We start from the raw sequence: 13,544 nt of genomic DNA on the forward strand, positions 1-13,544 counted from the left end.
ATCATGGCCTGCCAGGCGGATCAGGCCCTACGCGGCGAGGTCCCTCTCGGAGGCCGCGGCCTCCGACCGGGCGCCGGGAATCACCGAGGCTTCCCGCCCGGCCCCTCGCGCGCGAATCAGCCACGCGCCTTTCGAGGAGCGTTCGACGGCCTTCATCAACGGCGTGAGAAGAGCCATCGCGAGCGGCGACAACAACAGGGCCACCGCCGTACCGAGCGCGAATCCCCCGATGACGTCCGTCGGGTAGTGCACGCCCATGTAGACCCGGCAGAACCCCTCGAGCAGCGCGAGCGCGATCCCGGCGAGCCCGAACTTCCGGTTGGCCACGAACAGTCCGACGGCCATCGCCATGGTGATCGTGGCGTGGTCGCTCACGAAGGAGTAGTCGGTCTTCCCGGACACGAGGACCTCGATGCCCTCGTGGGTCCGGAACGGCCGGGGCCGCTCGACAAACCCCCTTATGGGCACGTTCACCAGTACGGCCAGCGCGGCGGCGAGCGGGGCCCACACCAGCGCGGCCACGGAGGAGGCGGCGTCCTCGCCCCCGCGCCTGCGACCTGCCCACCAGCACCACAGGATGAGCAGCACCATCCCGAGCAGGATGCCGTACTCCCCGACGTACTCCATGATCCGGTCGAACCAGTGCGGGGCGTCCTTGGCCAGGCCGTTGATGTCGTAGAGCAGGTCGACGTCGGGGTTCGACCCGGATTCGGCGAGAACAGCCATGGTGCTGCGGCCCCTTCGTCGTCTTTCCCGGCGTACCCATGTGCGCTCGGCTACGTTCCCAGGAACGCACGGCTTCCGTTAATACGTTCCACACTCCACTGAATGATCACGCAGACGTTATCGAAGAGAGATACATTGCCGCAGCTCAGGGGGTGGGTTTCACGTTCGGTCACACCGTGGTGGGCAATGCTTTCGCGCCATCTTCGGTGACCCGGGTGGCACCGAAGTACTCAGAAGTGTCGATCGGGTCGAACCGGATCACAGCACCTGTTCTCGGTGCGTCGATCATGTATCCGCCGCCCACATAAATCCCCACATGGTGGATGGCGCGCGAGTTGTTGAGGTCCGTGGAGAAGAACACCAGGTCCCCCGGCAGCAGTTCGGTTCTGGCCGGATGCGGGCCCGCGTTGTACTGGTCGTTGGCCACACGCGGCAGCGTGATGCCCACACTCGCGTACGCGGCCTGCGTCAGCCCCGAGCAGTCGAAGCGCCCGCCCTGCTCGGCGGTTCCGGTCCCGCCCCACAGATAGGGCGTCCCGAGCTTCTTCTGCGCGTAATAGATGGCGCCGGCGGCCTGCTTGGAGGGATCGACGCGGGACGTGGGCGCCGCGAAGCTCTCCTCCAGGGTCGTGATGGTCTTCACGTAGTTCTGGGTTTCCTTGTACGGCGGCACGCCCCCGTACTTGATGACCGCGTAGGCGCCCGCGTTGTAGGAGGCGAGCATGTTCTCGGTGAGGTTGCCCGGCACGTCCTTCACATAGGACGCGAGGGAGCAGTCGTAGGAAGCCGCCGAGGGAATCGCGTCGTTGGGGTCCCAGACGTCCTTGTCGCCGTCGCCGTCCCCGTCGACCCCGTGCGTGGCCCAGGTCCCCGGGATGAACTGCGCTATCCCCTGCGCCGCGGCCGCGCTCTGCGCCTTCGGGTTGAACCCGCTCTCCTGGTAGAGCTGGGCGGCGAGCAGGGCCGGGTTGATGGCGGGGCAGAGGTTGCCCCACTTCTGCACGAGGGGCTGGTACGCGGCCGGGACGGCCCCCTTGGCCAGGGCCCTGGTGGCTCCGCCCACGCCGTTGGCGAGGTTGCCGGCGACGACGTAGACCCCCACGACGAGCAGCATCACGAAGCTGAGCCCCGCCCCGAGAACGGCGCCCGCAACCAGCCACGCCTTACGCACCGTCAACCGCCCCTCGCCCACTGGGAGTCCGCCCGCGCCAGTCTAAGAGCTTCCCTGGAGGAAACCGGGGTACTCGGCGGGGTCGGCGCAAAGATCAGCGCACGGCGTCACGGTAGAGCGCGGCGGCCTCCGCCCCGAGCACCACGCTGTACGACACGTCGGCCGTCGCCCCGCCCTGCTCGTGCCCGCCCAGCACCCCCACCACCTGGCCGTCCCCGTTCACCCAGGGACTGCCGCTGGTACCCCCCGTGAAGTCGGGGCACGCTATCCGCTGCTGTGTGCGGCTGTGCCTGGTCGGCTTGTTGGTGCAGCTGATCGGCACGGCACGGGTGGAGGGGTAGCCGGTGACGGTGACGGCGGTGGCCCCGGTGGCGGTGCCGGTCACGAACGGGTTCCCGCCGACGACGCCCTGCACCTCCCCCTCCACCGTGGCGAAGGCGACGTCGCTGTCCTCGTCCTGGCCCTCGGCCCACCCCTGGGGCAGGAACCGCTCCCTCACCTTCCACTTCCCGTACGGCGCCCTGCCGCCCCGGTACCCGGGCACGAACACGAGGCCGTCGTCGCCGTTGTCGAGACAGTGCGCGGCGGTGACGAGGAGGTCCCGGTGCGGGCTGCGGACGACGGAGGCGGTGCAGTGGTGCTGCCCGCCGTCGAAGAGGGCTCCCACGCGGGCGCCGGTCGAGGTCACCGCGGCGACGGTCGTCACCCCGAAGGGCCCCGCCCCGTCGTCGGCGACCGCCTCGGAGGCCGAGGTGACGGTGAGCAGGACGGCAGCGGCGTGGAGAGCGAGACGTGGCGTGCGCTTCACGGAAGGAAGCATTCCGCACGAAGGTGAGAATCACGTCAAGCGCCGTCCCCGAACCCGGTCCCGGGCGGCCCGCCGACGACGGGAGCCGCCCGCGCGTACGCCCAGCGGCGACGCCCCTGCGCCTGCCAGCCCCGACGATCCGCAGCCCGCCCCCGGAGCCGCCCGCCGCAAGCCGCCGAGCCGCAAGAACGACGTCCGTGCGCGCGTAGGCCCAGCCACCGCCCCGCGACGGACGAGCCCCGACCACGGGAGCCGCCCGCCCGTACGACACGACGGCAGCACCCCGGCCGTACCGACCGACGGGCCGAGCCGCAACAAAGACGCCCGTGCGCGCGTACGCCCCAGCCACCGCCCCGCGACTGACGGGCCCGACCGTGTGGATCCCGGTCCCCGGGGCAGCCGAGCCTGGACGACGGGAGCCGCCCACGCGTACGACACCACGGCAGCACCCCGGCCGTACCGACCGACGGGCCGAGCCGCAACAAAGACGCCCGTGCGCGCGTACGCCCCAGCCACCGCCCCGCGACTGACGGACCCGACCGTGTGGATCCCGGTCCCCGGGGCAGCCGAGCCTGGACGACGGGAGCCCGGGAGGCTGGTGTGTTCGACGGTTTCGAACTGACGCGGTGCGAGGGTGACGACGGCGTCCGGCTACGGGTGCGGCACGGCGGCAGCGGCCCCGCGGTGCTGCTCCTGCACGGTCACCCCCGTACGCACGCCACCTGGCACCGCGTCGCCCCGCTGCTGGTGGCGGCGGGCCACACCGTCGTCTGCCCCGATCTGCGCGGGTACGGCCGCTCCGACAAGCCCGCCACCGACCCCGAACACCGTCCGTACTCCAAGCGCGCCATGGCCGGCGACTGCCTCACGGTGATGCGCCGGCTCGGGCACGAACGGTTCGCGGTGGTCGGTCACGACCGGGGCGCGTACGTGGCGACCCGCCTCGCCCTCGACCACCCCGAGGCCGTGTCCGCCGTCAGCGTGCTGGACGCGATCCCCATCGGGGAGGCCCTGCGCCGCTGCGACGCCGGTTTCGCCGCGAACTGGTGGCACTGGTTCTTCCTCGGCCAGACGGCCAAGCCCGCCGAACGCGTCATCAACGCCGACCCGGACGCCTGGTACACGGCCACGGCCGAACAGATGGGCGCCGAGGCCTACGAGGACTGGCGGCACGCCATCCACGACCCGGCCACCGTGCACGCGATGTGCGAGGACTACCGGGCCGGCCTCGGCGTCGACCGCGAGCACGACGACGCCGACCAGCGGGCCGGGCGGCGCATCGACCGCCCGCTCCAGATCCTGTGGGCCACGCGGGACGACATGGCCGACCTCTACGGCGACGTCCTGGCCGTCTGGCGGGACTGGGCAGGCGCCCACCTGGAGGGCGGCCCGCTCGACTCCGGGCATCACATGGCCGAGGAGGCACCGGAGGCACTCGCGGACGCACTGACCGGCTTCTGGAAGAACGCCGGAGCCACAGGGCCGTAAGAACCCACCCGAAGCAGCCCGAGCCCCGCCACGACCACCCTCGCCCGGGCCTCCTTCGCCGTCACCGGCAAGTTCTCCACCGAGACGGCCATGGCCGCCGTGCCGGGACTGGTCCACCACCTGCTCCACGGCCTCAAGCCCCGCTGACCCGCGGCGGGCCCGGCACCCGCGTCACCGTCACGCGCCCGGAGTTGTGTGCGACGCGTGCAGACGGTCAAGCCGTGGCCATCCCCCGCCCATCCGTCGGCCATCGATCAGCAATCCCCCAACGCCCTTCAGTAAGGCGGGAGTCAGGATTCCGCCGCCCGTCTTGTTGTCACGTACTCAACAAGGCGATGGTCGTCGCGGGTCGCCGCCCCCACCGGGAACCTCACCGGTGGTCCCCCACCGCAGGCCTCTGCACCCACTCCCTGGAGGCTTTACGTTGCGTACGTCCATGCCCAACGCCCCCCACGCACCCGGCAGATGGCGCCGATACGGCTCCGTCGTCGCGGCCACCGGCGCACTGCTGCTCGCCGGCCTCGGCACCGCGGCGCACGCCGGCGCGGCCACCGCGACCACCCCCCACAAGGTGAGCAGCAAGGCCATCGCGGCCGCTGTCGCCAAGGCGCACGTGACGTACGAGAGCGCGTGCGGCGCCACTCCGAAGAAGGGCTACGCCGCCTGCAACGCCCTGCGCGTCACCGGCGGCACCACCGCCTTCCAGGAGGAGCAGGCCGCGAGGAAGGGCACCAGCCCCGCGACCGTCTCCCCGAAGGCGTCCGCCGCCACCCCGACCGGCTACGGCCCGAGCGACCTCCGGTCCGCCTACGGCCTGACCTCCGCGGCCGCCTCCAACGGCTCCGGCGAGACCATCGCCATCGTCGACGCCTACGACGACCCCAACGCCGCTGCGGACCTGGCCACCTACCGCAGCTACTACGGCCTGCCGGCCTGCACCACCGCCAACGGCTGCTTCAAGAAGGTCTCCCAGACGGGCTCCACGACCTCCCTGCCCACCGCCAACAGCGGTTGGGCCGGTGAGATCTCCCTCGACCTCGACATGGTCTCCGCCATCGCCCCGAACGCCAAGATCCTGCTGGTCGAGGCGAGTTCGGCGAGCATGACCAACCTGGGCAAGGCGGTGAACGAGGCCGTCGCCCTGGGCGCCAAGTTCGTCTCCAACTCCTACGGCGGCTCCGAGTCCTCCTCGGACACGTCGTACGACTCCTCGTACTTCAACCACCCCGGCGTCGCCATCACCGTCTCGGCCGGCGACTCGGGATACGGCGCCGAGTACCCGGCCGCCTCCAAGTACGTGACGTCGGTCGGCGGCACCGCCCTCTCCCCGTCCTCCACCTCCCGCGGCTGGACCGAGAGCGTCTGGAAGACCAGCTCCACCGAGGGCACCGGCTCCGGCTGCTCCTCCTACGACACCAAGCCGACCTGGCAGACCGACACCGGCTGCACCAAGCGCATGATCGCCGACGTCTCCGCCGTCGCCGACCCCGCCACCGGCGTCTCCGTCTACGACTCCTACGGCTCCGACGGCACGGGCTGGAACACCTACGGCGGCACCAGCGCCTCGGCCCCCATCATCGCCTCCGTGTACGCCCTCGCGGGCACCCCGGGCAGCAGCGACTACCCGGCCGCCTACCCCTACGCACACACCTCCGCCCTCAACGACGTGACCTCGGGCAACAACGGCAGCTGCTCGACCAGCTACTTCTGCACCGCCAGGACCGGCTACGACGGCCCGACCGGCTGGGGCACCCCGGAAGGAGTAACCGCCTTCACCAGCTGACTCTCCGTCAACGAGCGGGCCGCGGACTCCCCTACCGCGGCCCGTTCGTCGTACCGGTGGCCCGCCGGGTTAGCCTTCACCCGCAGAACATCGGTGCCAGAAGCGCCGCAGGTCGTAAGAGGGGTCAACGACGGAACCACACGCCAGGTTCCGCTCAGGCCTCATTGCCCGGGGTGACCTGCCGTGATACACAGAGTGACCAGACAGTCATTCGTACGAAACACGCCAACCAATGACGCCAAGTCGACATACGACGGCAGAATTGTCGGCGACAATGAGGCCTGACCTCTGCGCCCACGCAGGGGAGACGGAACTACCCACCAGGGGCGGTGACTTACATGCTCTTTGCGGCCGACAAGGGAGACATCAACACCATCATCGGCGGGATCGCTCCGGACTGGGGCCCCTTCGGGGCACTGGGGACCGAGGCGAAGACGATGATCCAGGTCGTCATGGCGGTCGCCATCCTGCTCTGCCTCGGCATCGCCATCTGGGGCGCGGCCAAGCAGCGCATCGGCGCCACCGCCCTGCGCGACACCTTCAGCGCGGAACAGGGCAAGGGCCTCATCATCGCGGGCCTGACCGGCGTCTTCATCATCGGATCGCTGGGCACACTCTTCACCATCGTGTACGGCATGGCCGTATAGCCGCCGCGTCCGGTCGACGCACCTCCGGTCCGGCCGGGCGCGCCCCGGTACCCCCTCTACCCCACCTGTCCGCAGTGCCCACCGGCTGAGGTTGCGTTCCCCCGATGTCTCCGATGTCTCCGATCTCCCCGATGACTCCGATGACTCTGATGCCGAGTCACCACACCGCGCCCGCGCGGGAACCAGCACGGCTACCGTCGTACTCCTACGCGTTTGCCCGCACTTTCCCGCACCACGTCGAGGGGGCGTAAGCGGCATGAGTCTCGGAGACGACCAGGAGGGCTCCAACGGTTACGGCGGCACCGGCCAGACCCGCACACACCTGCCGGGCGGCACCACCGACGTGTACGGCGGCGCCCGCCGTTCCGGCCGCTCGTCCTCCCGAAGCCTGGTCACCGTCGTCGGCGTCGTCGTCCTCCTGATCGCCGCGATCGCCTTCGCGAACCGCGGAGGAGACGATTCCGCGTCATCGTCGGCGGAGGGGGCAGGGGGCCGGCCGAACGTCACGGCGACGGACCCCAGCGGCACCAAGCCGGTGCGGTCCACTCCGGGCGTCATCCCGGCGGGGTACGCGCACGACGCGCAGGGAGCACAGAGCGCGGCCGCGAACTACGCCGTGGCCCTGGGCGCGGCCGGCATGTTCGACAAGACCCAGCGCGACGCGACGCTCCAGGCGATCGTCGCCCCCTCGCGCGTGGCCGAGTTCCAGTCGAAACTGGACAAGGCCTACACCCCGGCCCTCAACAAGACCGTCGGCCTGAACGACGACGGCTCCACGCCCGCCGGGTACACGTTCGTCTCCCGTACGAATCCCATCGGCACCAAGGTCACCGAGTCCTCGCAGAACAACGTGACCGTCGAGGTCTGGTGCAGCGGCCTGCTCGGCATGGCGGGCGAGAACTCCACGAACCCCGTCACCAACAGCTGGTTCACCACCACGATGCAGCTCGTGTGGACCAACGGCGACTGGAAGATCGTGACCCAGTCCCAGAAGGACGGCCCCGCGCCCGTCCCCGCCGACGAAAAGGCCTCCAGCGCTGACGAAATGGCAACGGCCGTCCAGGAGTACGGAGGCTTCACTTATGCCCGGTAGCCAGCGCCTCGCAGTCAAGGTCGCCGCCGCGGTCGCCACCGCGCAGACCGCCGCCGTACTGCTCGCCACCCGCGCCGCGGCAGCACCCACGCCCACGCCGACCCCCACCGGGTCCGCCGACAACTGCAGCCTTCTGTCGGGCCAGGCCAAGCAGGTCTGCGAAGGCGACTCCTCGGGTGGCTCCTCCGGAGGATCCCCCTCCCTGGACCCCACCTCCACCCTCGACCCCATGTCCTCCCTCGCCAACAGCTGCGCCAAGGCCGCCGCCTGGACCATCGACAAGCTCAGCGAGGCCGTGAAGGAGACCGCGAACGTCGACTTCACCAACCAGAAGTTCCTCCAGCAGTACGCGGTCGTCTTCGCCGCGTCGACCATCCTCACCCTTCTCCTGTGGCTGCTGGCCGTGGCCAAGCGCGCGGTGCGAGGCGTCCCCCTCACCACCGCCATCAGCGAAGCGATCGGCTTCCTCTGGCTGACCGTCCTCGCGTCCGCCTTCACCCCCCTGATCCTCTACACGGTCGTATCCGCCACGGACGGCGTCTCCGAGGTCCTCGCCAAGGCCACCGGCGACCAGACCGACACGTTCTTCGGCACCTTCTCCGGCGCCCTGGAGAAGGGCAACGACATCGGCGGCGGCCCGATCATGCTGATCGTCGTCTCCCTCGTGAGCATCCTCGCCGCCGGCGTCCTGTGGCTGGAGCTCGTCATCCGCGCCGCCCTGCTCTACGTCGGCGCCCTCCTCGGCACCGTCGTCTACGCCGGCCTCGTCGACAAGAACCTCTGGGGCCACGTCCGCCGCTGGGCCGGCATCATGATCGCCGTCATCCTGGTCAAACCGGTGATCGTCATCGTCCTCGGCCTCGCCGGCGCGCTCTCCTCCGACGACGGCCCCGACGCCTTCTCCGCCGTCGTCTCCGGCCTCGCCATCATCCTGCTCGCCATCTTCGCCAGCGCGATGATCTACCGCTTCGTCCCCGGCTTCGGCGACGAGATCGCCGGCTCCCGCAACAACCGCATCATGCAGAACGCCGAGGGGAAGGCGGCGGCCGTCATCAGCTCGCCCGCGACCCTCGTCGCCCAGGGCATCAAGACCCACAGCTCCCGGGCCGACAACAACGGTCAGGCTTCCGGAGGCTCGGGCGCCCGCCCGAGCAACCCGGCGTCCGGCGGAGTCGCCGCCCACAGCTCGCGCACCCCGAACGGAGGCGGCGGATCTGTCCCCTCCGCCGCTCCCGCTCCCCGCGCGGGCAACTCGGTGAACACCCCGCACGCCGGCAACCGCAACGCAAGCAGCAACAGCACAGGAGGTGACGGGCGTTGACGACCGAGTCCCACGTGTCGCATACGGTCACGCCCCGCCGTACATATCTGATCGGCCGCGCCCGGCCGAACGCGATCGTCGGCCGCAACCGTGAGACCGGCGAGATCGCGCTCATCATCGTGGGCGCGTTCCTCGGCATGATGTGCGGGCTCCTCGTCCCGGTCCTGTCCCTGCGCATCGTCCTGCTCATGGGCTTCCCGCTGCTCGCGCTGGCCGCGGTCTACGTGCCGTACAAGCGCCGCACGTTCTACAAGTGGTTCGAGATCAACCGCAGTTACAAGCGCACCCTGCGCCAGGGCACCACCTACCGCTCCTCGGTGATGGAGGCCGGCACCCACGTCGACGGCCGCGAGGTCGAGGTCGGTCCGCCGCCCGGCATCGGCCGGATCAACTGGCTCGCCGCCCCGTTCGGGCCCGACGAGATCGCCGTACTGCTCCACGCGGACCGCCGTACCGTCACCGCCGCCATCGAGATCGAGGGCCCCGGCGTCGGTCTGCGCGACTCCGAGGACCAGGAAGCCCTCGTCGACCGCTTCGGCACCCTGCTCAAGCACGTGGCCAACGGCGACGGCTTCGTCACCCGCCTCCAGATGCTCGCCCGCACCCTGCCCGCCGACCCCGACGCCCACGCCAAGGACGTCGCGATGCGCGGGGACGACAAGGCGCTGCCCTGGCTCCAGACGTCGTACGACCAACTCCAGTCGATGGTGTCCACCAGCAGCGAGCAGCACCGCGCCTATCTCGTCGCCTGCATGCACTACAACCGTGAACTGGCCGCGGAGGCCCACGCGATGGCGCGGGCCGCCCGCCCGCAGAACGGCCGCAGGCTGGACAAGGACGCGGGCCTCGCGGTCGTCATGGCGCGCGAGCTGACCGACATCTGCTCGCGCCTCCAGGAGGCCGACATCCGGGTGCGCCAGCCCCTCGGCCAGGGCCGGCTGGCCTCGCTGATCCACTCCATGTACGACCCGGACCACCCCATCGACCACATCCAGGCGATGACCAAGCGCAACGCCTGGCCGGCCGAACTCGACGCCATGGAACCGACATTCCTCCAGGCGAAGACCCGGGAGTCCTCCACCCGCGCGCCCTGGTGCCACGCCACGGCCTGGGTGAAGGAGTGGCCGATGACCCCCGTCGGCGTCAACTTCCTGGCGCCGCTGCTCGTCCACACCCCGGACGTCATCCGCACGGTCGCCGTCACGATGGACCTCGAACCCACCGAGATCGCCATCGAGCGCATGCTGACCGAGAAGACCAACGACGAGGCGGAGGCGTCCCGCGCGGCCAAGATGAACCGCACGATCGACCCCCGTGACGTGGCCGCCCACTCCCGCCTCGACCAGCGCGGCGAGGACCTCGCGAGCGGCGCGGCCGGGGTCAACCTGGTCGGCTACATCACCGTCTCCTCCCGGTCCCCCGAGGCGCTGGCCCGCGACAAGCGGACCATCCGGGCCTCGGCCGGAAAGTCGTACCTGAAACTGGAGTGGTGCGACCGCGAGCACCATCGCGCCTTCGTGAACACGCTTCCGTTCGCCACCGGCATTCGAAGGTAGGGGCAAAAGCATGCGGGATCCGCTGTCCGTCCTCTCCGACGCCTTCACGTCCTTCCTCTTCGGAAAGGTCGAGACGACCCGCCTGCCGGTCCGCACCTCCACCGGCCAGGCACAGGCGGTCTACCTCCCGACCGCGGCTCCGGGTCTCGGCGACTCGGGCGTGATCATCGGCCGGGAGGTGTACTCCGGCAAGGGCTACATCTACGACCCCTTCCAGCTCTACGGCCAGCAGCTCCCGGCCCCGCACTGGCTGGTCCTGGGCGAGTCCGGGAACGGCAAGTCGGCGCTGGAGAAGACGTACGTCCTGCGGCAGTTGCGTTTCCGCGACCGCCAAGTGGTCGTCCTCGACGCGCAGGGCGAGGACGGCGTCGGCGAATGGAACCTCATCGCGCAGGAGTTGGGGATAACTCCCATCCGCCTGGACCCCATGGCCGCCCTGGACATGGGGATCCGCCTCAACCCGCTCGACCCGGCGATCACCACGACCGGCCAGCTCGCCCTGCTGCGGACGATCATCGAGGTGGCGATGGGCCACGGCCTCGACGAGCGCTCCGGTTTCGCCCTCAAGGTCGCGCACGCCTACGTCAACGAGACGATCGTCGAACGCCAGCCGATCCTCACGGACATCGTGGAGCAGCTACGGCATCCCGAGCCGGAGTCGGCCGAGGCGATGAACGTCGACACAGAGGACGTCCGCGCGTGGGGCCTCGACGTCGCCCTGGTCCTGGACCGCCTGGTCGACGGTGACCTGCGGGGCATGTTCGACGGCCCGACCACGGTCGGCATCGATCTCGACGCGCCACTGATCGTCTTCGATTTGTCCCACATCGACCGCAACTCCATCGCCATGCCCATCCTCATGGCGATCGTCGGAGTTTGGCTGGAACACACCTGGATCCGCCCCGACCGGAAGAAGCGCATCTTCCTGGTCGAGGAGGCCTGGCACATCATCAACAGCCCCTTCGTGGCCCAGCTCTTCCAGCGCCTGCTGAAGTTCGGCCGACGGCTCGGCCTGTCCTTCGTGGCGGTGGTCCACCACCTGTCCGACGTGGTGGACGGAGCGGCCGCGAAGGAGGCCGCGGCGATCCTGAAGATGGCCTCGACCCGAACGATCTACGCCCAGAAGGCCGACGAGGCACGGGCGACGGGCCGCGTCCTGGGCCTCCCTCGCTGGGCCGTGGAGATCATCCCGTCCCTCACCCCCGGCATCGCCGTCTGGGACGTCAACGGCAATGTCCAGGTGGTCAAACACCTGGTCACCGAGACCGAACGCCCGCTGGTCTTCACCGACCGCGCGATGACCGAGTCCTCCGCCGACCTCACCGACGACGCCCTGCGCGCCGCGGAGCTGGAGGCGGAGGAGCGGGCGGCGGCCTTCGTGGAGCAGCACATGGGCGACTCCGAGTCGACGGTGGCGTAGGAGGTGGGCAGTGGTGAGACCGGACGACCGCCGCCAGGGCGGTCAGGGGGGCCAGGGAGGCGTCCCGGACGGGCTGTTGGTCGGCATACTCGCCTTCCTCCTCGGCATGACCGTGCTGGTCTGGACGTCGACGGGCCTCGCGGGCCTGTTCGCCCACGGCGACTGGCCCCGGGGCGTCACCTTCACCCGCACCCCCCTGGCCATGCGCCACCTGATCGGCCACCCCCAGGACGTCGCCGGCGCCTGGCCCGACACCCCCGCCGGCCTGCTCCCCGGCTACGGCCTGGTCTGGGGCCTGTTCATCGGCCAGCTGATGATCCTGACCGTCCTCACGATCTTCGTGATGGGCACACTGGCCCGCTGGCGAACGGTCCGCGCGAGGACGAGAGCGGAGAATCTGGCGGCCCGGGAACGACAGTCCCACGAGGTGCCGGCCCAGAGACCGGCACCGGAACGGGAGCCTGCTCAAACCGTTCCCACGCCACAGACACTCGCAGCAACGCAGCCACTGCCCCCGCAGCCGCCGACGGCGAGCAGTCCCCACCAGGGCCACCCGCAGGCGACGACGAATGATGCACGGGTGGGCGGTTGGGAAACACAACGCGCCGAAGGCGCGATCCTCTACGCCCCCAGGGAAACCCGCCGCTCCACCGCCACCCAGACCATCAGGGACGCAGAGGGCCCCGCCCTCGTCGTCACCTCGAACCCCACCATCTGGCAGGACACCAAGGACGCCCGGGCCAAACTCGGCCCGGTCCACGTCTACGACCCCATCCACCTCTGCGACACCCCGGCCCGCCTCCACTGGTCCCCCACCACCGGCTGCGAGACCCAGGAGACGGCCAAGGCGAGAGCGCGGGCCCTCCTCGCCCCCGTCCGCCCCACCGCCAAGATCGACCAGGCCGTGGCCGACACGGCCGAAACGCTCCTGCGCAGCTATCTCCACGCGGCCGCCATAGAGGCCCGCACCATCCGCCACGTCCACCGCTGGTGCCAGGGCACACAGGTCCAGGACGCCGTGAAGACCCTCCGCACCCATCCGAAGGCGGCTCCCGGCTCCGCGGGCGAACTCGAAGCGGCCCTCACCGCGCACCCCGAACGACGTGACATCGCACAGGAGTTGACCAGCCGCGCCCTCGCCGCCCTCTTCACGGTCAACATCCGCGAGGCATGCACTCCCAACCGAAATGATGCCCTCGCCTTGGATTCCTTCGTCGACGAAGGGGGCACGCTTTATGTGGTAGGTGAATCCATCGAGGACCCCAGGACCCGTCCCGGCGCGATGCCCCTCCTGACGGCCCTCGCCTCAAGCGTGGTCGAGCGTGGCCGGCGCATGGCCGAACGGTCATCCTCCGGTCGCCTCGACCCACCACTCACGCTCGTCCTGGACGACATCGCAGCCGTGGCTCCCCTTCCCCAGCTCCCGGAGCTGCTGGCCGCCGGAGCGGACACGGGCCTGCCGACCCTGGCCCTGCTCCGGTCCCGCGAACAGGCCCGCACCCGCTGGCCGGACGCGGACCTCCCGGCGTAG

Annotated in this window: 11 protein-coding genes; 8 read left to right on the forward strand and 3 right to left on the reverse strand. The window is 70.3% G+C overall.

Annotated features, from left to right (window positions below; translation table 11 throughout):
• Window positions 1-27: 27 nt before the first annotated feature.
• The 3 genes from M2163_RS24540 to M2163_RS24550 form a co-directional block, all read right to left on the reverse strand.
• Window positions 28-726: a phosphatase PAP2 family protein gene (locus M2163_RS24540; RefSeq protein ID WP_280850678.1), complete on the reverse strand. Its 699-nt coding sequence runs from the start codon at window positions 724-726 to the stop codon at window positions 28-30.
• A 169-nt stretch (window positions 727-895) separates the two neighbouring features.
• Complete coding sequence (locus M2163_RS24545; protein WP_280850677.1) at window positions 896-1,903, reverse strand: bifunctional lytic transglycosylase/C40 family peptidase; 1,008 nt, start codon at window positions 1,901-1,903, stop codon at window positions 896-898.
• An 88-nt stretch (window positions 1,904-1,991) separates the two neighbouring features.
• On the reverse strand, window positions 1,992-2,717 hold the full coding sequence (locus M2163_RS24550; protein WP_280850676.1) for a trypsin-like peptidase domain-containing protein: 726 nt from the start codon (window positions 2,715-2,717) through the stop codon (window positions 1,992-1,994).
• Between the two features lie 588 nt (window positions 2,718-3,305).
• On the opposite strand from M2163_RS24550, the gene M2163_RS24555 reads away from it, so the two are divergent.
• The 8 genes from M2163_RS24555 (at window position 3,306) to M2163_RS24590 (ending at window position 13,544) form a co-directional block, all read left to right on the forward strand.
• Window positions 3,306-4,193: an alpha/beta hydrolase gene (locus M2163_RS24555; RefSeq protein WP_280850675.1), complete on the forward strand. Its 888-nt coding sequence runs from the start codon at window positions 3,306-3,308 to the stop codon at window positions 4,191-4,193.
• Between the two features lie 424 nt (window positions 4,194-4,617).
• Window positions 4,618-5,976, forward strand: coding sequence for a S53 family peptidase (locus M2163_RS24560; RefSeq protein WP_280895036.1), 1,359 nt, complete (start codon window positions 4,618-4,620; stop codon window positions 5,974-5,976).
• Between the two features lie 338 nt (window positions 5,977-6,314).
• Complete coding sequence (locus tag M2163_RS24565) at window positions 6,315-6,623, forward strand: hypothetical protein (protein ID WP_007383036.1); 309 nt, start codon at window positions 6,315-6,317, stop codon at window positions 6,621-6,623.
• Between the two features lie 256 nt (window positions 6,624-6,879).
• Window positions 6,880-7,716 (forward strand): hypothetical protein, encoded by an 837-nt coding sequence (locus tag M2163_RS24570; RefSeq protein ID WP_280895037.1) that lies wholly within the window; start codon window positions 6,880-6,882, stop codon window positions 7,714-7,716.
• Window positions 7,706-9,037, forward strand: a complete 1,332-nt coding sequence (locus M2163_RS24575) for a hypothetical protein (protein WP_280850672.1) — start codon at window positions 7,706-7,708, stop codon at window positions 9,035-9,037. Before M2163_RS24570 ends, M2163_RS24575 begins: the two co-directional genes overlap by 11 nt.
• Window positions 9,034-10,593, forward strand: a complete 1,560-nt coding sequence (locus M2163_RS24580; protein ID WP_280850671.1) for an SCO6880 family protein — start codon at window positions 9,034-9,036, stop codon at window positions 10,591-10,593. Before M2163_RS24575 ends, M2163_RS24580 begins: the two co-directional genes overlap by 4 nt.
• Before the next feature lie 10 nt (window positions 10,594-10,603).
• Window positions 10,604-12,013 (forward strand): ATP-binding protein, encoded by a 1,410-nt coding sequence (locus M2163_RS24585; protein ID WP_280895038.1) that lies wholly within the window; start codon window positions 10,604-10,606, stop codon window positions 12,011-12,013.
• Between the two features lie 13 nt (window positions 12,014-12,026).
• A complete protein-coding gene (locus M2163_RS24590) occupies window positions 12,027-13,544 on the forward strand; it encodes a type IV secretory system conjugative DNA transfer family protein (protein WP_280895039.1) in 1,518 nt (505 codons plus the stop codon).

Source organism: Streptomyces sp. SAI-135 (assembly GCF_029893805.1).
In the GTDB taxonomy this organism is placed as follows: domain Bacteria; phylum Actinomycetota; class Actinomycetes; order Streptomycetales; family Streptomycetaceae; genus Streptomyces.

Coding starts and splice junctions, on each gene's coding strand:
- M2163_RS24570 (WP_280895037.1), top strand. CDS start 6,880: ATGAGTCTCGGAGACGACCAGGAGGGCTCCAACGGTTACGGCGGCACC.
- M2163_RS24575 (WP_280850672.1), top strand. CDS start 7,706: ATGCCCGGTAGCCAGCGCCTCGCAGTCAAGGTCGCCGCCGCGGTCGCC.
- M2163_RS24540 (WP_280850678.1), bottom strand. CDS start 726: ATGGCTGTTCTCGCCGAATCCGGGTCGAACCCCGACGTCGACCTGCTC.
- M2163_RS24585 (WP_280895038.1), top strand. CDS start 10,604: ATGCGGGATCCGCTGTCCGTCCTCTCCGACGCCTTCACGTCCTTCCTC.
- M2163_RS24565 (WP_007383036.1), top strand. CDS start 6,315: ATGCTCTTTGCGGCCGACAAGGGAGACATCAACACCATCATCGGCGGG.
- M2163_RS24550 (WP_280850676.1), bottom strand. CDS start 2,717: ATGCTTCCTTCCGTGAAGCGCACGCCACGTCTCGCTCTCCACGCCGCT.